We start from the raw sequence: 21276 nt of genomic DNA, 5'->3' as shown, positions 1-21276 counted from the left end.
TGTGATTTCAACCTGGAGGCGTTTCATGACCAATCGTAAACCAATGCAACTTCGGCTTCCGCAAGAGCTCAAGGAGTGGATCAAGGCGGAGTCCGATCGCAATGGCAACTCCCAGAATTCCGAGGTGATCCGCGCAATTCGCGCGGCAAAAGACAGACGTTCTGCACTTGGTGCATTTGGGAAAATCACTATAGATCAGGGTGATAATGCGCGTTGTTAACGAGGTGAGAGAGGTATCGATAAGATGACGAAAGCAAGTGCACAGACGAAAGCGAAACAAGCGGCCTCAGCTTTTATCCGCGAGGCGCGGGAGGCAGGTTGGCAACGCGCGAAGTTCGAGATCAAGCCAGATGGCAGTGTCATCGTCGATGCCAACATGGTCGCGCCAGAGGCAGCTGACGACTTTCTCAATAGTGAGTTGAGAATGGGCGAATGACCCGAAAGACCCTGCCAAAATACGTTTACAACGACAGGGGGTACCTTCGGTTCATCCGGCGGTCGCGTGGCATCTCCGTCATGATGCACGAGGAAGCGGGCACGCCGGAATTTTGGGATCACTACAATCGCTTGCTAAAGGGAAAGCCAGCGCCTGCGCCGGTGAAACGCAATTTTGAGGCGCTGATCCTTAGCTACTACGAGAGCGACGCCTACAAGAAGCTGAAGCCCCGGACGAGATCCGACTATCGGCGGTACATCAGCCACATTCGTGAGATCTGGGCCGACAAAGACCCGGCGAGGATCGAAACCCATCACATCTACGAATTGCACCGCGCCAATGCGGATCACTGGCGGCAAGCCAACTACCTTGTCCAGGTCATGGTCGTCTTGATGAATCACGCCCGGTTGATTGGCTTCATCAAGAAAGAGCACGGCAATCCGGCGAAGGGTATTCCGCTTTTCAAGCAGCAGAGCGACGGCTGGGAGCCGTGGCCAGATGATGTTCGGGAAGAGTTCGAAGCGCTGGCTTCAAAACGGGCGCGGCTGGTCTACGAGCTTTGCGTTGGCACAGGCCAGCGCATTGGCGATGTCGTGAAGATGAAGTGGGACCACTTCTCCGATGAAGGATTCGATTTCACGCAGGGCAAAACCGACAAGCCTCTTTGGATCCCGCTCACCGACCGCCTGAAAACCCACCTCGAAGGCATTGCGCGAACAGACGGCACTGTCGTGACCGACACCAAGGGGCGGCCAGTGAGCTACCGGATCGTTGCAGAGGAAATGCGCACCATCAAAAAGAAGATGAAGCACGAGAAGGCGAGCTACTACAAAACGCACGGGCTGAGGAAAAATGCGACGATCGAGCTGTATCTGGCTGGATGTGATGACGAAATGGTCAAGGCGGTCACCGGCCATTCAGGCGTTGAGATGCTGAAAAAGTACGGTGGGCCGATCCGGCAAAGAGAGCTCGCCAAGCGCGCTCAAGAGGCAAGAAATCAAATGGAACGAAGCAAGACCGAAACGTGAAAGTTTCAACGGTTGTTTCAAAAATGGCAGTGAAGGAGAGTAAGGATGACGCAAGTCATTGATTTTATTGGAGGCGAGTACCGGAATCGAACCGGTGTACACGGATTTGCAATCCGCTGCGTCACCACTCCGCCAACTCGCCTTTTCAAGCAATTTCAATTACTTGACGTGGTGCAGGCGCGGTTCTAGCAGCTTTCCCGAACAACGTCCAGAGGGTTGCTGAAAATTCCGCCGACCACGGCGTTGGATGGTCGGTCAGCGCAGTGGCAACTTTTGTCGCGGCCTGCAATTTTTGCCGGGCTGGCCGTTGCCGGGCGGGATCGGATGTGGCAAAAGCCGAGCAACCATGGGAAATATACGAGCGGTCACATGACGGATTTCGCAGCCCGACGCCACACGATGGTAGACACTCAGATCAGGCCCTCTGATGTCACCAAATTCCCGATCATCGATTCAATGCTGAAGGTCCAGCGCGAGAATTTCGTGCCGGATGCCAGTCGCGAAGTGGCCTATGCTGGCGACCTGATCGATCTGGGAAACGGGCGCTGCCTGCTGGAGCCGAGGACTCTGGCGAAGATGCTGGATGCATTGAATATTTCGAATGACGAGGTGGTTCTGGATATCGCCCCAGCGTTCGGATACTCGACCGCCGTGGCCGCGAACATGGCGCAGCTTGTGGTGGGCGTCGAGGATGACGAGGCCAACGCAGCCGACGCGCAGTCCCGCCTGATGGAGGCGGATATCGACAACGCGATCATTCATGTCGGACCTTTGGAGCAGGGGGCTGCCGAGCATGGCCCTTATGATGTCATCATCATCCAGGGCGGTGTGGAACGTCTGCCCGATGCCCTGCTCGATCAACTGAAAGATCATGGCCGCATCGCCTGCCTGTTCGTCGAAGGCAATCTGGGCACCGTTCGCATTGGTCGAAAGTCCGATGGGCGGGTGACTTGGCGTCATGGCTTCAACGCAAACGCCCCGGTACTGCCGGCGTTTTCGGCCGAGTGTGCATTTTCGCTATAGTCGATCAGCGGTTTTCCGCGGTCCCTTGATTAGTTGAAAACAAAGGCGCAAACTGCCTGCGGGCTTGCGTTATTTTGATTTGAGAGGATTTGGGTATGCTTGGAACGGCTGGAGGGAAGCTGGTCAAGGCAGTCGCTCTGACGGCGGGAATCGCGCTGAGCGTGATGCCGGGGCGCTCGGTTTTGGCGGACAATCTGACCGACGCGTTCATCGGTGCATACAACACAAGCGGGCTGTTGGAACAGAACCGCGCCTTGCTGCGCGCAGCCGACGAAGACGTTGCAATCGCGTTGTCGGCCCTGCGCCCGATCATCAACTGGACCGTCCGTGTCAGCCAGGATTACGCCAAGACCCGCGCCGGAACTGTGGTGTCGACGGTCGAACCATCGCGCTTCTTCTCGGGGTTAACGCTGAGCCAGCTGGTCTATGACGGCGGTGCATCGATTCTCGGGAAACAGTCGGCTCAGGAAACAGTTCTGGCAACCCGCCAGGCATTGATCGATATTGAGCAACAGGTTCTGTTCCGCGCAACGACGGCTTATCTGAGTGTTCTGCTGCAGGAAGAAACGGTTCAAATTCGCCAGAACAACGTCAATCTCTCGGGCGAGGAACTGCGGGCCACGCAGGACCGTTTTGAAGTCGGTGAGGTCACCCGGACCGACGTCGCGCTGTCCGAAGCGCAGTTGGCAAGCTCGCAGGCTGATCTGGCCGATGCACGAGGCGACCTGAGCACCGCTCAAGCGGAATACGTGAACGCCGTAGGCAAACAGCCTGGTCGTACTGCGGGCCAGCCGCGTCTGCCGAAGCTGCCCGGTTCATTGGCCGAGGCCATCAGCCTGGCACAAAGAAACCACCCGGCAATCCTGTCGGCGCAGCATCAGGTGCGTGCCTTGGATCTGACCGTGCAGCAGCAGCGCGCGGGCCTTGGTCCGAATGTCAGTCTGAACGCGGACGCGGGGATCACCGAAAGCTATGACAACGACGACTATACCAACGATGCGTCCATCTCGTTGAATTTCAATCAGCCCATCTATGCCGGTGGTCGATTGGCGGCCAACGTGCGCCGCGCAATGGCTCAGCGGGATGCATCGCGCGCCAACCTTCTGAATGTGCAGAAAGACATCACTCAGGGTGTGACGGACGCCTATGTGCGCTTTGAAACGGCCACTGCCAGCCTGCGGGCATCCGTCGAAAGGGTACGCGCGTCGCAGGTCGCCTTTGACGGGATTCGCGAAGAGGCCACCTTGGGGGCTCGGACCACGCTGGACGTTCTGACCGCTCAGCAGGATTTGCTGGACGCACAATTGGCCGAAGTTGCCTCGCGGACGGAACGGTCGCTGGCTGCCTATCAGTTGTTGCAGGCACAAGGTCTGTTGACGGCCGAGCGCCTTGGACTGGCGGTCCAAATTTATGACCCGACGCTCTACTATAACCTGGTCAAAAAGGCGCCAGCACAGATCAGCAAGCAAAGCCGCGACCTGGATCGAGTTCTCAAAGCTTTGCGGCGCGAGTGATCAGCCACACTATCTGTTGTTAGGTTCGACCGGATTGGATACACTGGTCCAAAAGGTCAGAGCGGTAGAGAACAATGACGGATAGCAGTGTCAAAGCAGGTGTCGAAGACGTATTGTCGTCGATCAAGCGTTTGGTCAGCGAAGAAGGGCGCAAGGTCCCGAACCTGATCAAAGCGACTGCGGCCCGCAAGCCGGGACGCCTGGTTTTGACGGATGCCCTGCGGGTTGGCACACCGCCCGAGGATCCAAAAGCACCTTTGAAACTGGCCCAAAAGATCTCGGCTGAGGCGGCCTCGCAGCATGCTGCGAATGTCGAGGCGATGCGCCCGGCCAACGACCTGTCACAACCTATGCGGTTGCGGTCTTGCGATATCGTTCGCCCCGGAACTCCGGCAATCAATGACATTGGCGGTGAGTCTTCGGATGATCGCGAAGGCCGCAGGGATCTGGCCGGAAGCCTGAGCGCCAAGATCGCGGCTCTTGAGGCTGCGATTGCGCGGACCGAAGATCAGTGGGAGCCTGACGGTGAAAGCGACGACGCTTATTCCGGCACGCGCACCGACACGGTCAGTTGGGCCTCGGACACCGGGTTTTCGGCATCAAAGGATGCGGCTGCGTCCGAAGCTGAGATGGACGCTGACAGCGACGAGGAAACAACGCCTGCCACGTTTATCCGCGACAACCGGGATGCCTCAGAGGCCGAAGTAAAGCTGGATCAGGAAACGCCGGCGATGGCGACCGGCACGATGGATGAAGACGAATTGCGCGAGTTGATCGCAGACATCGTCCGTCAGGAACTGCAGGGCGCGCTGGGTGAACGTATCACCCGCAACATTCGCAAGCTGGTGCGGCGCGAGATCAACCGCGCTTTGGCCGCTCAGAATTTGGATTGACGCTCAGCCGAACCGAGGCTCGGCTGCCAGTGACAGCAGGGCATCAAGGTCCATATGCTGTTCAAGGTGATAGGCCAACGCCTCCAACGTTTGCTCAACACTGTCTTCGTATGCCAGTTCCGACCTGGCGCCAAACCGCTGCAGATACGACGCGCGGAAGGCGTCTGACGCGAAAATGCCGTGTAAATAGCTTCCCAAAACGCGCCCGTCTCTCGATGCGGCGCCTTCCGGGCGACCCTCCACCTGCAACCACGCACGGGCAGTATCCGGACCTTGGGTGCGTCCCATGTGGATTTCGTAGCCGGTTACAGGCTCGCCGCCGGGCAAGGCCTGCGCTGATCGCAGTTCGACCCGCTTTTCCCCGGACATAACCGTTTCCACGTCCAGCAAACCCAGCCCATCGACGCTGCCGGGTCTGCCGTCCACTCCATCGGGGTCGGCGATCACCCGGCCCAGCATCTGATACCCGCCGCAAAGGCCAAGAACATGGCCGCCCCGCCGAACGTGTGCATACAGGTCGATGTCCCAACCCTGTTTGCGGAAAAAGGCCAAATCTCCAATCGTGGATTTGCTGCCCGGCAGAATCACCAGATCCGCGTCACCGGGAAGGGGGCGGCCAGCCGGAATGATCTCGACCGAAACACCCGGCTCGGCGGAGAGCGGGTCCAAATCATCGAAATTCGCCATGCGCTCCAGTTGCGGCACCGCAACCTTGCAGGTGCCGCCGGCGTGCGAGCGGATATCCATCATGTCTTCCGCCGGCAGTTTCCAGGCGTCCTCAAACCAGGGAACGACGCCCAGGCAAGGCCATCCGGTGCGTGCCGCAATGTCGTCGCGCCCGTCATCAAACAGGCTGACGTCTCCCTTGAAGCGATTGACCGCAAAGCCGCGGATCATTGCAAGGTCAGCGTTCTCCAGCACTGCATGGGTGCCTACGATCTGCGCTATGACGCCGCCCCGGTGAATGTCTCCCACCAGTATGACGGGCACATTTGCGGCGCAGGCAAAGCCCATGTTGGCGATGTCGCCTGCTCGCAGGTTGGTCTCGGCCGGACTGCCGGCGCCCTCGAGCAGCACAAGGTCGGCATCTTGGCAAAGCCTGGCAAAGCTTTCGAGCGCAGCGTTCAGAAGTTTGGATTTGTCCTTGCGATAGTCCTTGGCCCGCATCGTTCCCGCCCGCTTGCCCTGAACGATCACCTGCGCACCGGTATCGGTTTCCGGCTTCAGAAGGATTGGATTCATGTCCGTATGGGGCGCGCGCCCCGCCGCCCGGGCCTGCAGCGCCTGGGCGCGGCCAATCTCGCCTCCGTTTGCCGCCACTGCGGCGTTGTTGGACATGTTCTGCGGTTTGAAAGGGGCAACCTTCAACCCTCGCCGCGCAAAGGCCCGGGCCAGCCCGGCCACAAGCATCGACTTGCCGACGTTGCTGCCGGTCCCCTGAATCATGATCGCGCGAACCATCTGAGCCTCCTGCGGATGTTGGCAGATGACCGCATTTATTCAGCCGACGAAAGCGTGGATCGGGCCATTTGCACGACGAATGCGACCATTCCGCTGCGTACAGGGCAAAAAAAAGCGCGCCGAAAGTACCGGCGCGCGTTTTTGGGTCGGGCAAAGCCTTAGGCGGCTTCGGCCTGCTGGGCAGCGTTGCGGCGTTCGCTTTCTTCGCGCGACAGGGCGACGGACGTACGCACGCCACGGCCAACGAACTCCATCAGTCCGTGGACAACCCGTTCGTTCGGGTCGATGCCAGCGCAGGACAGCACTTCGCGCCCATCGCGCGAGCGTGCCCAGCGGGCGATTTGTTCCGGGCCATTGCCGTATTTCTTGTCATCGGCGATGGCATCATCGAGTGCAGCCAGCACAACGGCCGCGAAAAGTTTGCGGGCACGGTTGCCTTGCTCATTGTTAAAGGCGGTGCCGTCAACGAAATCTCTCATCTCGTTTTCCTTGTTGTTCTTGCTCTTGTAATTTTCGGCGTGGCGGTCCTTATGACCTATTTAGTGCGATTCGGATACACCTAATTTGCATAGTTGCGTTGCGTCATTTGCATGGCTCTCTGCAGGTGCAGCACTAGGTTTCGTTGTATTGCATGGATCGGTCCCGCCAGATATAGGGACGACAACTGACGCATCAACCATGTGTGAAGGAAATATGTCATGCCCAAGATCAATGGGAACGAAATTCGCCCGGGCAATGTGCTTGAGCATAACGGCGGTCTGTGGGCGGCGGTCAAGGTCGATCACGTCAAACCGGGCAAAGGCGGTGCTTTTGCACAAGTAGAATTGCGGAACCTGCGCAACGGTTCGAAACTGAACGAGCGGTTCCGTTCAGCGGACAAGGTCGAGCGTGTTCGGTTGGAGCAGAAAGACCAGCAGTTCCTGTATGAAAGCGACGGGATGCTGGTATTCATGGATGCCGAGACCTATGAACAGATTGAATTGCCTGCAGATTTGCTGGGTGACCGTCGTCCGTTCCTTCAGGACGGAATGACCATCGTGGTCGAATTCTATGAAAGCGAGGCGCTGAACGCGACGCTGCCTCAGAAAGTCGTCTGCAAGGTCGTCGAGACTGAACCGGTCGTCAAAGGTCAGACTGCGGCGAACTCGTTCAAGCCGGCGGTTCTGGACAACGGGGTCAAAGTCATGGTGCCGCCGTTCATCGCGCAGGACGAGATGATCGTCGTGAACACCGAGACCATGGAATATTCCGAGCGCGCGTAACGTTGCGTCATACTCGGAGAAAGACCAAGAAACCGCGCCGCTATTCGGCGCGGTTTTTTTCTTGCGAGGCGGCCCCGCCCCGGCGGTAGCGGGCGCGGTCGGGGCCGAACAGTTCCAGCAACAGCTCGAACTTGATGCGATTGGCGCTGACCTGCCGGTAAAAAGCGATGAGAAACCCGGTCGGCCCCTGGATCCGGGCCAGACCGCTGGTCGCGGCGACGACGGTTCCCACGTCGGTTTCTCCCTGCAGAACCAGCCATCCGCCCAGCATCAGAACACCGACGGTGCCTGCACCGTTGATCACGCTCAGCAGAAACTTGGCCGACAGTTTCCACAGGAACATCCGCCGCCGGGTGTCGTAGATCGCGTCGAATTGGTCGTGCACCTCTTGAGTCACGGCCTCGATGTTTTCGATCGTCAGATGGTCGGTCGCGCTACGCAATATGCGGACGCGGTCCGCCACGAACACGTTCACCTTTCTCTGCGAGACGAGAACGATAAGGATCTGCGGTGCGATCATCGAAAGGGCAATCAGTCCCAGCCAGGGTTGCGTCGACGAGATGTAGCCAATCACGCTGACCAAGGTTCCGATTTGTACGACCGGGTCCGAGAACGCGCCGCCTGCGAATTTGCCCAGTTCTTCGGCTTCGGCAGAGATGGCCGTCGTCATGGTTCCCTTGCGGACATTCTCGCCCGACTCGTCCACGTCCACGGTGCGGGCCAGCAAAAGCTGACGGATCCGACGGATCATGTCTTCGCCCAATGTCCCCGCGCGATACCCCAGCACCCACTTCAGAGCGAGGCTCAGCAGGATCACCCCCATCATGCCGGCGCCCAGCAGCAGAAGATGGGGCGCCTCGATATTGTCCGAGGTCAGATGGTTGATGATGTCCCGTTGAAACTCCAACGGGGCCGCGGCAAGAGCCGCGACCGACAAGGACAACAGGATCAGTATGACTTGCCGTCCGGCGCTGGCGCGCCAGATGGCTGAATACAGTTGGAGCATGCAGGCACCCGATCAGCCAAGTGCCTCAAGTCTTACCGTGTGGCCGGGTCGGATAAAACGTTTGCAAAGCAGCCCGGTCGGTGGTCGTGCCGGTTGGGCAACAGGCTCACTCCAGCAGACACAGGCGGGCGTCTCCGGCCTGCATGTCGTCGCCCGCCCGATCAAGGCGCAGATAGGCGATGGCCTGTCCGTTCGATTGCGTGAACAGCGTACCAGCTGGCTTTCCCGCCGAGAGGATTTCGGAGCCGACCGGAGCCGCGCCGTCGATGGCGACAACCCGCAGCCCCTTGCGCAACTGGGTCTTGTGCTTCATGCGAGCGGTAACCTCTTGCCCGACATAGCAACCCTTTTTGAAATCGACACCGTTGAGCGGCTCGAATCCGGCCTCGAGGATATACGTGTCCGGTGTCAGCTCGATCCCGGTTTCCGGGATGCAATGACGCACCCGAATTGCGTCCCAATCCGTTCCATCATCGGCTTCGGGAGCGTCAGAATATGCGCGCCAGCCCATATCGGGGTGACGAGGATCGGGCAGAGCGCCCTCGGGTGCGGGCCCGGTTCCGCGTTGCAGGTGCAAGTTGGTTTCCTCGATACGCACGTCCGCCCGCAGCTTGTACATGTTCAGCCGCTTGATAAGTGCATCCGCCATCCACTCAGCCACGTCCAGCAGCACCGAGTCGCCATCTCGTTTCAGAAAGAAATCGACCAGGTACTTGCCCTGTGGGGTCAGTATGGCCGCGTAGACAAGACCATCGTCCAGCTTGCGGGTGTCATTGGTGACCAGACCTTGCAAGAAGCTGTCGGTATCCGTGCCGGTCAGGCGCAAAATGCGGCGGGTGCTCATTTTTGGGTCCTCGTCATTGCCCTGAGAGCGGTGATATAAGCGAACCCGTTGCCAAGACCAGAGGTTTCGAACGTGTCCGCCCCGATCAGTATCGTGATTCCGACATTCGATTCCCAAACCGAACTCGCGCGCTCGCTGATGACCCTGATGGAAGGTCTGCACGCCGGTCTGATCCGTGAACTTGTCATCGCCGATGGCGGGTCGACCGATCATACGTTGCGTATTGCCGATGAAGCAGGTGCCCGGATCGTTGCCGGGACCGGGTCCCGTACCGCGCAGCTGCGCGTGGGATGCGACGCCGCGGTGGGCGACTGGTTGCTGATCATCCTTCCAGGGACCGAGCTTGAGCCCGGATGGACCGACGCGGTGGCCGAGCACCTTGTAACGCGGCGTCCGGGTGTGTTCCTCCTTGGGTTCCGGTCCTCAGGCCTGATGCCGAGTTTGACGGCAGGTTGGGCCAATCTGCGCAGCTGGGTCTTTGGACTGGCGTCTGGTGATCAGGGTCTGCTGCTGCCGGCGCAATTGTACAAGGCCGCCGGCGGATATCCGGATCAACCGGGGAAGGAGGAGGCGTTCATGCGCTCTCTGCCGCGCGCGACTCTGTTGCGGGCGCGTGCCATTACAGGTGCCGGGCGCCGTGGTCGGACGCGTCCTGAGGCGCCACCTCAGTAACCCCGGTCCCAGATGCTTCAGGGGGTGGCTGCCGCACCGTCGGCTCGGCGATGAGGTTGGACCGCAACTCGACAACAGATTTGCCCAACCGGAATGGTGCCGCAAAGCTGACAAGACACAGCGCGATGATCTGTAGCACGAGAATGTGGGCGTTTTCCTGAAGATACTCCCACTCTCCCTTCAGTTTGGCGACCTGAGCGATCAGGTCATCATAGCTTTGCGCGAGGATCATATAGTCTCCGGCGATTGCCGGCACTTTCCGCCGCATGTTGTCGATCGCGGTCTGCGTTTCTTCGTCCAGCGTGGTGAATACCAGGAATTGCTCGATGTCGAAGGCATCGGCCTTGGCGGCCATGTCCTGAATGTCATCCATCTGGCCTCGGGACCGTGCGCCGAAGATGAAGTTCAGGCCCTGCAGCGGCGCAACTTCGTTGGTGACGGCGATGAACAGCGGCAGGTCGGCGTTGCTGGCGGTCGAGGCCGACAGGAACTCGACCTTGTCGCACAAAACCGCCGTGTCCGGATCGTAGGCCGGATCGCAGAACCGCAGCCGGAACCGCGCAGCGTCGCGATCGAAGGCCAGTGTCGCCGCATAGGCAACGTCGATCTGCCTGTCCAACCTTGAGCTGTCGGATTTGTAGAGCCCAGCCATGACCGCCACCAGCGCGCCCAGCCCACCCAACACGACCCACACGAGGTCGGCCAGCTTCCATGCCCGGTGGCCCGCTGGTTTGCGAAACAGGAACGCGGTGCCAATCGATCCGGCCAGAAAGAACAGCAACAGCAGGGGCAGCTGATAGTCGGTGATGAAGCTCATGCACCCGAGTTTAAGTGGTCAGTCTTCCCACGCAACAGCGATCACGTGCAGTTGTAACGCGTGTCAGGATGCCCATACTCGGGTCAGGAGCCGGAGGGAGAACGTGATGACCAAAGAGATTGTGCTGATCCACGGGGCGTTTGCCGGGCCGTGGTGCATGGCGGACAATGCGGAGTTCTTCCGCGCCCGTGGATGGACGGCGCACACCCCGGCGCTGAGATTCCATGGCGGCGATCCCGCAGCCGAGCCCGATGCGGGTCTGACCGACACCAGCGTTCTGGATTATGCCAACGACATTGCCGAATTCGTCCAGGGGTTGGACAGCAAACCCGTGATCCTCGGTCATGCCATTGCGGGCGTCGTTGCCCAGCAGGTTGCGTCTCGCGGGTTAGCCAGCGCCATCGTGTTGATCAACCCGAACGCGGCCTGGGGCACCCTGCCGGAAACCGATGACGAACGCGCCGTGCCGCGCGCCTTGATGGAGGGCGGGGCCTTCTGGAAGCAGCCCATGCGCGTCGACTTCGACTTGATGGCCCCATTCGCATTGAACAAAATGCCCGAAGCCCAGCAACATGCGGTGTTCGATCAGCTTGGCCCGGAAAGCGGGCGGGTGATGTTCGAGATGTTTTTCTGGATGTTCGACGATCACCACGCGATGAAGGTTGATATCGACAAGGTCGACTGCCCGGTTCTGATCGTTTCAGGCTCGGAGGACAGGGCAGTGAACCCCAACACCTGCCGTTCCTTGGCGAAACTCTATGGCGACCGCGCGACCTTTCTGTCCGCAGAAGGTCACGCGCATTTTCTGTTCATGGAGCCCGGTTGGGAAAAGCCAGCCGCACAGATCGCGGACTGGCTGGACCAGAAGCTGGGCTAGGGGCCGTTCAGGCTTTATTTGCTGACCTGAAACGTGCTCTGAGGCCGCCAACGCAGCACGCCGTCGCTTTCGCGGTAACAACGCAACAGGCGTTCCTGCACCGTGCTCACCGTGCTGGTGACGGTGTTGTCACCGACCATCAGCACAAAGGCGTCCTCGGAATAGGCCATGCCGTCGTAATAGCAGAACCGGGTCTCGGCGCCGTCGGGGATGGGGGATGCGGTGCTGAGCATCTGCTGCGCGGGGGCTGCCGAGGCCATCAGGGTCAGGGCCAGCCCGAGGGTCAAAGTTTTCATGTCGTCCTCCCGTTCGGATATCCGTTTTTCAAATTGGGTCTTGGACGCTCGGAACCTCAAAGCTCGTTCTTGGATGACGGGTTGAGGGTTAGTGTGATCGGGATCAAAGGGTTAGGCAAGGGGGGGCTAAAGGCCTTCACTCTAAACAAATGTAGCCCGAATTAACCACTCATTTCGAAATAGAGATATTGAAGTTATCGTCGCCATACTTTCATTAGTTTTAAGGTTCGGCTACTTCGTGCCAATAGATTGGATCAAAATCTGCCCCGAAAAAATTTAATGTATCGAGAACATTCTCGTAGCCGCACACGCCTTCTAGATAGTCAATTTCATCTCTCATGAATGTGAAGCCACCATTATAAGCGTCCTTTAAGAACCTGTCCAAGTCTTTGGTCATCATTGCATCGCGATATGTGCCAAAAAGCGAGAAAGGCTCCCCGACCAAAGATATTTTTTCGATAGTTTCGTCGAGTAACTTTCTCAGTTCCGAGTTTGTTCGAATCCCGAAATTCTTGAGTTCTTCGATAACTCGATCTTTGGGTGCCATAACTGGTTCAATCTCTCGATCATACTTCTTTGCAAAATCAACCAGTAGTGCTTCAGCGGAAGTCACGGTGATTTCATCCTCCAAAACTCTCACATTGTTTTCGGAGATCATTTCACCATAGACCTGAGCTTCGCTGACGATGTTGGAGAATTCATTGTCCAGTAACTCCAAAGCTCCTGCAAGGATCATGAGTCTTCTTTGAAGGTTCTCCGGTAAAATATTTCTGCCCTTGTAGTTTTGCTTGTGCTCGATTTCGGCCCAAGTGTGTTCCAGTGCAGTCCTGATTTGTATTTCAAACTTGTTTTCAAAAAGGTTTTTGTACTCGGGTACTTCTTTTCTGCTTTCCCCAAGGCTGCAAACTAAGTGTAACGATCTGTAACCGACTTGATCGACAGACTTTTTTCGCTTGTCGACGCAGTTCGCCTCATCTATTTCAAAGCAGTTTCGAAGTGCTACTTCAGCCCGTTCTATATCACTTTCAAGATAAACGATAACACGAAGCCCAACTAGGTCAGTCATTTCCATTTCGGGGTTGGCGTACTTTTTGCTTCGCTGCTTATTTTCGGCGCTAGTCAAGTCTTTCACACGATGCGTTACATCGAGAAAAGGAATATTCTCCTCTTCGAGAGCGTGGCGGGTAATTCTTTCCGCCGCTTCTTCCAATTTTTTTAGTTTTCCAGTGTTATGAGAAAGGAAAGTCTTAAATTCGTGGAGGTCCATCAAACATCCAACTCCTCAACAAACCGCGCGTTCTCCTGAATATATTGGAACCGCAGTTCGGGTTTCTTGCCCATCAGGCGCTCGACCAGGTCTCCGGTCTCGCCGGGTTCGTCCTCGTCGATGGTGACGCGGATCAATTTCCGCGACTTGGGGTCCATCGTGGTTTCTTTCAGGTCCTTAGCGTCCATTTCACCCAGACCCTTGAAGCGGCTGACGTCGATCTTGCCTTTGCCGCCCAGACCTTTCTCCAGCCATTCGTCGCGCTCGGCTTCGTCTAGGCAATAGACACGCTTGGCGCCTTGGGTCAGGCGGTAGAGCGGTGGGCAGGCCAGGTACAGGTGGCCCGCGTCGATCATCGGGCGCATCTGGGTGAAGAAGAACGTCATCAGCAGCGAGGCGATATGCGCGCCGTCCACGTCGGCGTCGGTCATGATGATGACCTTGTCATAGCGTAGATCGTCGAGGTTGAACTTGCTGCCCAGCCCCACGCCAAGCGCCTGCGTCAGGTCATTGATCTCGGCGTTGGTGCCCAGTTTCGAACTGGCCGCGCCCAGTACGTTCAGGATCTTGCCACGCAGGGGCAGCAGGGCCTGTGTCTTGCGGTCGCGGGCCATCTTGGCCGAGCCGCCAGCCGAGTCGCCCTCGACGATGAATAATTCGGTGCCGTCGCGTGTTGAACTACTACAGTCCACCAACTTGCCGGGAAGACGGAGTTTCTTAGTGGCGGACTTGCGTTGTGTTTCCTTCTCGGCCCGTCGGCGCAGGCGTTCCTCGGCCCGCAGGATGAGGAAGTCCAGAATGGCGCCGGCGGATTTGGTGTCGGCGGCCAGCCAGTTGTCGAAATGGTCGCGGACCGAGTTTTCGACCAGCCGCTGCGCCTCGACCGTGGCAAGACGGTCCTTGGTCTGGCCGACGAATTCGGGTTCACGGATGAAACACGAAACCAGCGCGCAGCCGCCGGTGATCAGGTCATCGCGGGTGATCTGGGCGGCCTTCTTGTTGTTGATCAGTTCACCGTAGGCCTTGATGCCCTTGAGGATCGCGGCCCAGAAGCCCGCAACATGAGTACCGCCTTCGGGCGTGGGAACGGTGTTGCAGTAGGACTGGATGAAGCCATCGCGCGACGGCGTCCAGTTGATCGCCCATTCCACCTTGCCGGGGGTGCCGAATTTCTCGTTGAAATCGACGGTTCCGGCGAAGGGCTGTTCGGAATAGGTCGAGGAGCCGTTCATCGTCTCCTTGAGGTAGTCCGACAAGCCACCGGGGAAGTGGAAGGTGGCCTCGGTAGGCGTCTCGCCGTCGTCGATGGCGGTTTTCCAACGAATTTCAACGCCCGAGAACAGGTAGGCCTTGGAGCGGATCGACTTGAACAGGCGGGCGGGTTTGAACCGGTGGTGGCCGAAGATTTCGGGGTCGGCGTGGAAGGTGACGGTGGTGCCGCGCCGGTTGGGAGCCGAGCCCACCTTTTCGACCGGACCCAGCGGGATGCCGCGCGAAAAGCGCTGTTCGTACAGCTCCTTGTTGCGGGCCACTTGAACGACCATCGAATCCGACAGCGCGTTGACCACCGAGGCGCCCACGCCGTGCAGACCGCCCGAGGTCTGGTAGGCCTTGCCCGAGAACTTGCCGCCCGCGTGCAGGGTGCACAGGATCACCTCGAGCGCGGATTTGTCGGGGAACTTCGGGTGCGGGTCGATCGGAATACCGCGGCCGTTGTCGCGCACGGTCAGGGCGTAATCGTCGTGCAGTTCCACCTCGATACGGTTGGCGTGACCGGCAACGGCCTCGTCCATCGAGTTGTCGAGGATTTCGGCCACCATGTGGTGCAGTGCCCGTTCGTCGGTGCCGCCGATATACATGCCGGGGCGTTTGCGCACGGGCTCCAGACCTTCGAGTACCTCGATCGAGGAGGCGTCGTAGGTGGTGGCGGATTCGGGCGTCAACAGGTCGTCGGGCATGGGTGCTGCTCTTGTTTTTGGGTTTGGCCCATTATGGCAGGTGATGTGGGTCGGGGGAAGAGGGACGCGAGGTGTTGTATCAATCTTGCGGTCGGTGGCGGGTTGCAAAACGGGTGGTTTCCCGCTGAGATGCGGAAATCTTGGAGGAGCAGGTGATGAGCTGGATCAAGACGATACCATTCGACGAGGCCCGCGGTCGGTTGAAGACGCTGTATGACCGGGTCACGGGGCCTGGGAACAATGTGGACAACATCATGATGGTGCATTCCCTGCGTCCACATTCGATGGAAGGTCACATGGCGCTCTACAAGAACGTGCTGCACCATTCGGGAAACTCGGTTCCCAAGTGGTTTCTGGAAGTGCTCGGGGTCTGGGTCAGCTCGTTGAATCGCTGCGGCTATTGTGTCGAGCATCATTTCAGCGGGTTGCAGCGACTCTTGGGCGACGAGCAGCGCGGTTTGGCCATCCGCGCGGCGATCGAGGTGGAAACACCCGAGACGGCGCCGTTGGACCCCGCACAGGTGGCGGCGATGGAATACGCCCGAAAACTGACCGAGAACCCGGCCGACCTGGTGGCGGCGGATATTGACGCGTTGCGATCTGTTGGCTGGGACGATGGTGAGATCCTGGAGATCAATCAGGTTTGCGCCTATTTCTCCTATGCCAACCGCACCGTTCTGGGGCTTGGCTGTTCGACCAAGGGCGACATTCTGGGGTTGTCTCCGAACAATTCGGACAATCCGGATGACTGGGGCCATCGGTGAAGGGCGCTGCCTCTTGCGTCCTTCGGCGTCGGGCGAAGAGTTGGCTCAGTTGTCCTGAACCCAATCGAGAATAGCGTCGGCCACCGCCTGAGGTTTCTGGTGATGCAGCCAATGGTCTGTACCGTCGATCTGCATGCGGGTCAGGTTGGGAGCGAACTCTTCCAGCCCATCGGTGCATTCGGGAAGCAAGGCTTTGTCCCGCGGCCCCCACAGAAGCAAATGCGGGCAGCGGACCCTCAGCCTGTCAACGGGCAGTTCCGGCAGGTCCGTGCAGGGCGCGCCTGGCTCAGCCACCACAAGGGGTGAGGCCCGGTACCAGTTCAGCATGGCGTCGAGCCGTTCCGGGCGGGCCCATTCGGTGCGATAGTCGCCCATGCGCGCGTCGCTCATCCAGTCCAACCCCATGCCATGCCGAAAGAATTGTTCGAGCTTGGCGAAGTTGTCGGCCGAAAGAAATTCGGCTGCATCGGGCGCGCGCAGGCGGTTGATGTATTGAGAGGCCTCGGATTGTTTGCCTCCTGCCGCAAGTTCGCGCTGGAACGGGACAGGGTGAACACCGTTGGCGATGATCAGGCGGCTGACCAACTTGGGGTGGAACATGGCAATTCCGTAAGCCACCGAGGCGCCCCAATCATGTCCCAGCACAGTGACGGGGTCGCCAACCTGCTCGATCAGCACGGCCATGTCCGACACCAGCTTTGACAGCGCATAGTTCGAAATACCCTCGGGGGCCCAGCTTTGACCATAGCCACGCTGGTCCGGCGCGATGCAGTGAAAGCGGTCCGACAGGTGCGGGGCCAGGTCGGACCACGCGCCGCCATACTCCGGGAAACCGTGCAACATCAAAAGCGTAGGCAGGTTGGGATCGCCCCAGCGGCGGACGAAGAACGGGTGGCCGTTGAGGTCGAAGAATTCGCTGTCCATGCGGGATGCCCCTGACTGAGTTCACACCTGCAGAGTTTTCGGAGCCGTCGCCGAAGTCAACTTGATACGGATCAACGCGGAAAAGATGCAGATCTGCTAGGCGTTTCGGCGGACAGTGACACAGGAGAGAGCATATGGACGCAGTGATCCGAAAAAAGACGACCGCAGCCCCCGTGGCCGTCATGGCCAAACCGAACGCGGACACCGAAGCGCCCACCCGCGAAAAGATCCGGCAGGCCTTTGAAAGCGGGGAGTATCCGTATCGCTCGAAATTGTCCCGGGCGGCCTATGAAAAGCAGAAGGCCCAGTTGCAGGCCGAATTGTTGAAGGTGCAGTTGTGGGCGCAGGAGACCGGGCAGAAGTTCGTGCTGCTGTTCGAGGGTCGCGACGCCGCCGGCAAGGGCGGCACCATCAAGCGGTTCATGGAGCATCTGAACCCGCGTCAGGCCCGGGTGGTGGCGCTGAACAAACCGACCTGGGAGGAGAAGGGCCAGTGGTATTACCAGCGCTATATCCAGGAATTGCCCACCGTCGGCGAAATGGTGTTTTATGACCGGTCCTGGTACAACCGGGCCGGGGTCGAGCGGGTAATGGGGTTCTGCACCCCGAACGAATACCTCGAGTTCATGCGCCAGACGCCCGAGTTGGAGCGTATGATGGTTCGGTCGGGAATCCAGCTGTACAAGTACTGGTTCTCGGTCACGCGGGACGAGCAGCTGCGCCGTTTCAAAAGCCGAGAGACAGACCCGCTGAAGCAGTGGAAACTGTCGCCCATCGACAAGGCCAGTCTGGACAAATGGGACGACTATACCGAGGCGAAAGAGGCGATGTTCTTCTATACCGACACCGCCGACGCGCCTTGGACCATCGTCAAGTCGAACGACAAGAAACGCGCCCGGCTGAACTGCATGCGGCATTTCCTGTCGACGCTGGACTATCCGGACAAGGATCATGACATCGTGGGCCAGCCCGATCCATTGATCGTGGGGCAGGCACATCATGTGGTCCACCGGTCGGATCACATCCTTGGTACGGCGATCCATCCCGAGGCGCGCGTCACCTGATTGGTCCGACGGGCGTCATCGAGGTCTCGAAGTGAAATTTCAGAGATCTCCCCTTGCCCCGGCTCGGGGCCGCGCATATGGCTGGCGGGATGAGAAAGGTCATGACATATCCCGCTCATTTCCGGGCCATTGCTGTGCTGGGGCTGCCGTTGATCGGTGGTCATCTGGCGCAATTCGCCATTGGCCTGACGGATACGATCATGCTGGGCTGGTATGGCGTCGAGGCACTGGCCGCGGTGACGCTGGCCAGCAGCTTTTACTTTGTTCTGTTTCTTTTCGGAGGCGGATTTGGCCTAGCCGTCATGCCGATGGTCGCGACCGCGGCTGCCGAGGAAGATGAAACCAGCATTCGCCGCAGCACCCGAATGGGTCTGTGGCTGTCGCTGCTGTATGGCATGCTGGTCATGCCGCTGTTGTGGTGGTCCTACCCGATTCTGATCGCCACGGATCAGGATCCGCAAGTGGCGCAAACCGCGTCCGAGTATCTGCGGGTCGCGGGCTGGGGCCTGTTCCCGGCGCTGGTGGTCATGGTTCTAAAATCCTATCTGGCCGCTCTGGAGCGCACGCAGATCGTGCTGTGGATCACCGTCGCGGCGGCAGTGGTCAACGGACTTACGAATTATGCGCTGATCTTCGGCAACTGGGGCGCGCCGGAACTGGGCGTGATGGGGGCCGCGATTGCGTCGGTGGTCACGCAGAGCGTGTCGCTGGTGGCCGTGATCATTTACGCGGTGAAAGTCCTGCCGGAACATAACCTGTTCCAGCGGTTCTGGCGCCCGGATTGGGAAATGTTGCTGAGCGTCCTGAAGCTGGGTGTGCCCATCGGTCTGACCTTGTTGGCCGAAGTGTCTCTGTTCGCCATGTCCGCCTTCATGATGGGTTGGATCGGGCAGGTGCCGCTGGCGGCGCACGGGATTGCGCTGAACCTGGCGTCGGCGACGTTCATGGTGCATCTGGGCCTGTCGAATGCAGCAACGATCCGGGCCGGCAACGCGCTGGGCCGCAAGGATCGACCGCATCTCGAGAAAGGCGCAATTGCGGTCACTGGCATGTCCCTTGTGGTGTCAGTGCTGACAATCATCCTGTTCCTGACCTGCGCCGAGCCGCTCATCTCGGTATTTGTCGAACCGGACGACCCGCAGCGCCCCCAGATTCTGGCCATCGGGACCGGTCTGCTGGCCATGGCGGCCCTGTTCCAGTTGGTGGACGGCGCGCAGGTAATCGCTCTGGGCCTTCTGCGGGGGTTGCAAGACGCCAAGGTGCCCATGGTTATGGCGGGCCTCAGCTATTGGGTCGTGGGGATCCCCGCATCCTACTACTTTGGTTTCGTGCAAGGCATGGCCGGGATCGGAGTTTGGCTTGGCCTTGTTCTGGGCCTGGCCTGCGCGGCAGTCATGCTGATGGGACGGTTCTGGCTGCGATCCGTCCGCGTGGTTGGTGCGCCCGCCGCATAGCGACAACCGGCAGGCTCAGCCCTTGTCCAGCCGATCGGCCTTCTTGCGCACCAGTACCGTGCGCAGGTCGTGCATCGCCAGCAGCAACCGGTCCGTAATGTCTTCCAGCTGGGTATCGGTCGCCTTGGACTGGGCCCACTGCGTGGTCAGGTTCAGGTGATCGATCGTGCGGTGGATGTCGTCGACGTCGCGCCGCGCAAGCAGGGCTTTGCGTTCGTCCATCCAACGGGCGATTTCGACTTTGTCGGCTTCGGTCAGGGTACCCTGACCATGCGGCTTGACCTCGCCGTTGCGGATGTTGATCACCGCGATCTGGTCCATTTCGATCCGGCGCTGCCGGTTCTCCGTGTCGATCTTGAACACGACCGCGCCGTTCTCGCGGACGCGAAAGTAATATTCGGGCAGTGCTGCGGACATGTTGAACCTCGGTCTTAGCTCAGGGACGCGCAGAACCGCTGGATGCGGGTGCAGGCCTCGGTCAAGGCTTCGTCTGAAGTCGCGTAGCTGACGCGGAAATTGGGGCTGAGGCCGAACGCCGCTCCAAACACTACGGCTACGTCGGCTTCCTCCAATAGGGCAGTCGCGAAGGCCTCGTCGGTGTCGATGACCGTGCCGGCCGGCGTGGTCTTGCCGATCAACCCGGCGATGGACGGATAGACGTAGAATGCGCCCTCGGGAGTGGGGCAGGTGATGCCGTCAATCTGGTTCAGCATCCCGACCACAAGATCGCGTCGGCGTTTGAAAGTTTCATTGTTCGGGGCAAGGAAGTCTTGGGTGCCGTTCAGGGCCTCGACCGCGGCCCACTGGCTGATCGAGCAAGGGTTCGACGTGGATTGCGACTGGATCTTGCGCATGGCCGCGATCAGCTCGACAGGGCCTGCGGCATAGCCGATACGCCAGCCGGTCATGGCATAGGCCTTGGAGACACCGTTGCACGTGAGCGTGCGATCATACAGCCCGGGTTCGACTTCGGCTGGCGTGCAGAACTCAAACCCGTCATAGGCGAGGTGTTCATACATGTCGTCCGACATGATCCAGACATGAGGATGCCGCATCAGAACATCGGTCAGAGCCTTGAGCTCGACGCGGCTGTACCCGGCTCCAGTTGGGTTCGACGGCGAGTTGAAGATGAACCATTTGGTGTTTGGCGTGATTGCGGCTTCCAACTGGTCTGGGGTCAGCTTGAAGCTGTTTTCCAGTGTGGTCTCAACCACGACAGGCGAACCGCCCGCAAGCAGCACCATGTCCGGATAGCTGACCCAGTAGGGGGCGGGAATGATCACTTCGTCGCCCGGATTCATCGTCGCCATCAGCGCATTGTACAGCGTCTGCTTGCCACCTGTTCCGACCGAGATCTGTGCGGGCGTGTAGTCCAGCCCGTGGTCACGTTTCATCTTGGCGCAAGCGGCCTGTTTCAGCTCGGGAATGCCGTCAGGCGCGGTGTATTTCGTTTTACCGGCGGCGATTGCGGCAACGGCTGCGTCCTTGATGTTCTGCGGCGTGTCGAAATCGGGCTCACCTGCGCTGAGGCCGATGACGTCCCGTCCGGCGGCCTTCAACTCGGCGGCTTTGGCCGTCATGGCAATGGTCGGCGAAGGTTTGACGCGCGACAGTGTCGCAGACAGAAAGCTCATGGTGGGCCCCGGTTTGTATGTTGCTCAGGACTGTCATAGGGTGCCGCCGAAACACGATCAAGCGATATGCTTTTGAAGAACT

The 21276-nt window shown here is 59.2% G+C and carries 23 protein-coding genes and 1 tRNA gene; 12 read left to right on the top strand and 12 right to left on the bottom strand.

All coding sequences use genetic code 11. The features are described 5' to 3' along the window. Positions 1–25 precede the first annotated feature (25 nt). From K3752_RS11260 to xerC, 3 genes are read left to right on the top strand one after another with little or no spacing between them, the layout of a single operon-like run. Entirely contained in the window at positions 26–220 is a 195-nt protein-coding gene (locus K3752_RS11260) for an Arc family DNA-binding protein (RefSeq protein WP_260063269.1), read from the top strand. Positions 221–244: 24 nt separating this feature from the next. After that, the gene (locus tag K3752_RS11255) at positions 245–436 is read left to right on the top strand and encodes a hypothetical protein (RefSeq protein ID WP_260063268.1); all 192 of its coding nucleotides are present in this window, start codon (positions 245–247) and stop codon (positions 434–436) included. Further along, entirely contained in the window at positions 433–1464 is a 1032-nt protein-coding gene (xerC, locus tag K3752_RS11250; RefSeq protein ID WP_260063267.1) for a tyrosine recombinase XerC, read from the top strand. Before K3752_RS11255 ends, xerC begins: the two co-directional genes overlap by 4 nt. A gap of 68 nt (positions 1465–1532) precedes the next feature. Here the strand turns inward: xerC and K3752_RS11245 are convergent. Then, positions 1533–1606: transfer RNA gene (locus K3752_RS11245), tRNA-Cys, on the bottom strand. Between the two features lie 227 nt (positions 1607–1833). Between K3752_RS11245 and K3752_RS11240 the strand changes: the two genes are divergently transcribed. From K3752_RS11240 to K3752_RS11230, 3 genes are all read left to right on the top strand, one after another. Further along, positions 1834–2487, top strand: coding sequence for a protein-L-isoaspartate O-methyltransferase (locus K3752_RS11240; protein ID WP_170338223.1), 654 nt, complete (start codon positions 1834–1836; stop codon positions 2485–2487). Positions 2488–2582: 95 nt separating this feature from the next. Next, positions 2583–4001, top strand: a complete 1419-nt coding sequence (locus tag K3752_RS11235; RefSeq protein WP_170338225.1) for a TolC family outer membrane protein — start codon at positions 2583–2585, stop codon at positions 3999–4001. A 74-nt stretch (positions 4002–4075) separates the two neighbouring features. Next, on the top strand, positions 4076–4894 hold the full coding sequence (locus tag K3752_RS11230) for a hypothetical protein (RefSeq protein ID WP_260063266.1): 819 nt from the start codon (positions 4076–4078) through the stop codon (positions 4892–4894). A 3-nt stretch (positions 4895–4897) separates the two neighbouring features. Here the strand turns inward: K3752_RS11230 and K3752_RS11225 are convergent, their stop codons facing one another. Both K3752_RS11225 and K3752_RS11220 read right to left on the bottom strand, forming a co-directional pair. Beyond that, on the bottom strand, positions 4898–6355 hold the full coding sequence (locus tag K3752_RS11225) for a cobyric acid synthase (protein ID WP_260063265.1): 1458 nt from the start codon (positions 6353–6355) through the stop codon (positions 4898–4900). Positions 6356–6513: 158 nt separating this feature from the next. Continuing rightward, entirely contained in the window at positions 6514–6834 is a 321-nt protein-coding gene (locus tag K3752_RS11220; RefSeq protein ID WP_093962585.1) for a DUF6280 family protein, read from the bottom strand. A 219-nt stretch (positions 6835–7053) separates the two neighbouring features. On the opposite strand from K3752_RS11220, the gene efp reads away from it, so the two are divergent. Next, positions 7054–7617 (top strand): elongation factor P, encoded by a 564-nt coding sequence (efp, locus tag K3752_RS11215; RefSeq protein ID WP_093962584.1) that lies wholly within the window; start codon positions 7054–7056, stop codon positions 7615–7617. Positions 7618–7657: 40 nt separating this feature from the next. Here the strand turns inward: efp and K3752_RS11210 are convergent, their stop codons facing one another. Then, complete coding sequence (locus K3752_RS11210) at positions 7658–8623, bottom strand: ABC transporter transmembrane domain-containing protein (RefSeq protein WP_170338230.1); 966 nt, start codon at positions 8621–8623, stop codon at positions 7658–7660. Between the two features lie 106 nt (positions 8624–8729). Next, positions 8730–9467 carry a folate-binding protein YgfZ gene (locus tag K3752_RS11205; RefSeq protein WP_260063264.1) on the bottom strand — a complete coding sequence of 246 codons (738 nt, stop codon included), beginning with the start codon at positions 9465–9467 and terminating at the stop codon, positions 8730–8732. A 138-nt stretch (positions 9468–9605) separates the two neighbouring features. On the opposite strand from K3752_RS11205, the gene K3752_RS11200 reads away from it, so the two are divergent. Beyond that, entirely contained in the window at positions 9606–10139 is a 534-nt protein-coding gene (locus K3752_RS11200; protein WP_260063263.1) for a glycosyl transferase, read from the top strand. Here the strand turns inward: K3752_RS11200 and K3752_RS11195 are convergent. Continuing rightward, a complete protein-coding gene (locus tag K3752_RS11195; protein ID WP_260063262.1) occupies positions 10087–10956 on the bottom strand; it encodes a hypothetical protein in 870 nt (289 codons plus the stop codon). The two genes, K3752_RS11200 and K3752_RS11195, sit on opposite strands and share 53 nt — an antisense overlap. A 106-nt stretch (positions 10957–11062) precedes the next feature. Between K3752_RS11195 and K3752_RS11190 the strand changes: the two genes are divergently transcribed. Further along, positions 11063–11833: an alpha/beta hydrolase gene (locus tag K3752_RS11190; protein ID WP_260063261.1), complete on the top strand. Its 771-nt coding sequence runs from the start codon at positions 11063–11065 to the stop codon at positions 11831–11833. 14 nt (positions 11834–11847) lie between these two features. On the opposite strand, the gene K3752_RS11185 is transcribed toward K3752_RS11190, so the two are convergent. The 3 genes from K3752_RS11185 to parE form a co-directional block, all read right to left on the bottom strand. Continuing rightward, the gene (locus K3752_RS11185; protein WP_170337779.1) at positions 11848–12129 is read right to left on the bottom strand and encodes a hypothetical protein; all 282 of its coding nucleotides are present in this window, start codon (positions 12127–12129) and stop codon (positions 11848–11850) included. Positions 12130–12349: 220 nt separating this feature from the next. Then, entirely contained in the window at positions 12350–13396 is a 1047-nt protein-coding gene (locus tag K3752_RS11180; RefSeq protein ID WP_260063260.1) for a GTP pyrophosphokinase family protein, read from the bottom strand. Next, entirely contained in the window at positions 13396–15354 is a 1959-nt protein-coding gene (parE, locus tag K3752_RS11175) for a DNA topoisomerase IV subunit B (RefSeq protein WP_260063259.1), read from the bottom strand. Before parE ends, K3752_RS11180 begins: the two co-directional genes overlap by 1 nt. 155 nt (positions 15355–15509) lie before the next feature. On the opposite strand from parE, the gene K3752_RS11170 reads away from it, so the two are divergent. Then, positions 15510–16118: a carboxymuconolactone decarboxylase family protein gene (locus K3752_RS11170; protein ID WP_260063258.1), complete on the top strand. Its 609-nt coding sequence runs from the start codon at positions 15510–15512 to the stop codon at positions 16116–16118. A 45-nt stretch (positions 16119–16163) separates the two neighbouring features. On the opposite strand, the gene K3752_RS11165 is transcribed toward K3752_RS11170, so the two are convergent. Next, entirely contained in the window at positions 16164–17042 is an 879-nt protein-coding gene (locus tag K3752_RS11165; RefSeq protein WP_170338247.1) for an alpha/beta fold hydrolase, read from the bottom strand. 182 nt (positions 17043–17224) lie between these two features. Here K3752_RS11165 and ppk2 point away from each other — a divergent pair, with 182 nt between their 5' ends. Continuing rightward, positions 17225–18106, top strand: coding sequence for a polyphosphate kinase 2 (gene ppk2, locus K3752_RS11160; protein WP_254430284.1), 882 nt, complete (start codon positions 17225–17227; stop codon positions 18104–18106). A 101-nt stretch (positions 18107–18207) separates the two neighbouring features. Then, complete coding sequence (locus K3752_RS11155) at positions 18208–19560, top strand: MATE family efflux transporter (protein WP_170372187.1); 1353 nt, start codon at positions 18208–18210, stop codon at positions 19558–19560. Positions 19561–19575: 15 nt separating this feature from the next. Here K3752_RS11155 and K3752_RS11150 read toward each other — a convergent pair whose 3' ends face one another. Together K3752_RS11150 and K3752_RS11145 are read right to left on the bottom strand one after the other, a co-directional pair. Continuing rightward, a complete protein-coding gene (locus K3752_RS11150) occupies positions 19576–19977 on the bottom strand; it encodes a hypothetical protein (RefSeq protein WP_170338253.1) in 402 nt (133 codons plus the stop codon). Between the two features lie 14 nt (positions 19978–19991). Next, complete coding sequence (locus tag K3752_RS11145; RefSeq protein ID WP_260063257.1) at positions 19992–21194, bottom strand: pyridoxal phosphate-dependent aminotransferase; 1203 nt, start codon at positions 21192–21194, stop codon at positions 19992–19994. Between the last annotated feature and the right edge of the window lie 82 nt (positions 21195–21276).

The sequence above is a fragment of the Ruegeria sp. B32 genome (assembly GCF_025141855.1).
Classification (GTDB): domain Bacteria; phylum Pseudomonadota; class Alphaproteobacteria; order Rhodobacterales; family Rhodobacteraceae; genus Ruegeria; species Ruegeria arenilitoris.
Note: the sequence above shows the minus strand (reverse complement) of the source record. Positions and strands in the feature narration are given on the sequence as shown.

Bases quoted from the DNA above. Each gene is read 5' to 3' on its own strand.
- K3752_RS11260 (WP_260063269.1), top strand. From the start codon at position 26: ATGACCAATCGTAAACCAATGCAACTTCGGCTTCCGCAAGAGCTCAAG.
- K3752_RS11210 (WP_170338230.1), bottom strand. From the start codon at position 8,623: ATGCTCCAACTGTATTCAGCCATCTGGCGCGCCAGCGCCGGACGGCAA.
- K3752_RS11155 (WP_170372187.1), top strand. From the start codon at position 18,208: ATGACATATCCCGCTCATTTCCGGGCCATTGCTGTGCTGGGGCTGCCG.
- K3752_RS11205 (WP_260063264.1), bottom strand. From the start codon at position 9,467: ATGAGCACCCGCCGCATTTTGCGCCTGACCGGCACGGATACCGACAGC.
- K3752_RS11190 (WP_260063261.1), top strand. From the start codon at position 11,063: ATGACCAAAGAGATTGTGCTGATCCACGGGGCGTTTGCCGGGCCGTGG.
- K3752_RS11165 (WP_170338247.1), bottom strand. From the start codon at position 17,042: ATGGACAGCGAATTCTTCGACCTCAACGGCCACCCGTTCTTCGTCCGC.
- K3752_RS11150 (WP_170338253.1), bottom strand. From the start codon at position 19,977: ATGTCCGCAGCACTGCCCGAATATTACTTTCGCGTCCGCGAGAACGGC.
- K3752_RS11185 (WP_170337779.1), bottom strand. From the start codon at position 12,129: ATGAAAACTTTGACCCTCGGGCTGGCCCTGACCCTGATGGCCTCGGCA.
- K3752_RS11170 (WP_260063258.1), top strand. From the start codon at position 15,510: ATGAGCTGGATCAAGACGATACCATTCGACGAGGCCCGCGGTCGGTTG.
- K3752_RS11255 (WP_260063268.1), top strand. From the start codon at position 245: ATGACGAAAGCAAGTGCACAGACGAAAGCGAAACAAGCGGCCTCAGCT.
- K3752_RS11230 (WP_260063266.1), top strand. From the start codon at position 4,076: ATGACGGATAGCAGTGTCAAAGCAGGTGTCGAAGACGTATTGTCGTCG.
- K3752_RS11180 (WP_260063260.1), bottom strand. From the start codon at position 13,396: ATGGACCTCCACGAATTTAAGACTTTCCTTTCTCATAACACTGGAAAA.
- xerC (WP_260063267.1), top strand. From the start codon at position 433: ATGACCCGAAAGACCCTGCCAAAATACGTTTACAACGACAGGGGGTAC.
- K3752_RS11220 (WP_093962585.1), bottom strand. From the start codon at position 6,834: ATGAGAGATTTCGTTGACGGCACCGCCTTTAACAATGAGCAAGGCAAC.
- K3752_RS11240 (WP_170338223.1), top strand. From the start codon at position 1,834: ATGACGGATTTCGCAGCCCGACGCCACACGATGGTAGACACTCAGATC.
- ppk2 (WP_254430284.1), top strand. From the start codon at position 17,225: ATGGCCAAACCGAACGCGGACACCGAAGCGCCCACCCGCGAAAAGATC.
- K3752_RS11235 (WP_170338225.1), top strand. From the start codon at position 2,583: ATGCTTGGAACGGCTGGAGGGAAGCTGGTCAAGGCAGTCGCTCTGACG.
- K3752_RS11225 (WP_260063265.1), bottom strand. From the start codon at position 6,355: ATGGTTCGCGCGATCATGATTCAGGGGACCGGCAGCAACGTCGGCAAG.
- parE (WP_260063259.1), bottom strand. From the start codon at position 15,354: ATGCCCGACGACCTGTTGACGCCCGAATCCGCCACCACCTACGACGCC.
- K3752_RS11195 (WP_260063262.1), bottom strand. From the start codon at position 10,956: ATGAGCTTCATCACCGACTATCAGCTGCCCCTGCTGTTGCTGTTCTTT.
- K3752_RS11200 (WP_260063263.1), top strand. From the start codon at position 9,606: ATGACCCTGATGGAAGGTCTGCACGCCGGTCTGATCCGTGAACTTGTC.
- efp (WP_093962584.1), top strand. From the start codon at position 7,054: ATGCCCAAGATCAATGGGAACGAAATTCGCCCGGGCAATGTGCTTGAG.
- K3752_RS11145 (WP_260063257.1), bottom strand. From the start codon at position 21,194: ATGAGCTTTCTGTCTGCGACACTGTCGCGCGTCAAACCTTCGCCGACC.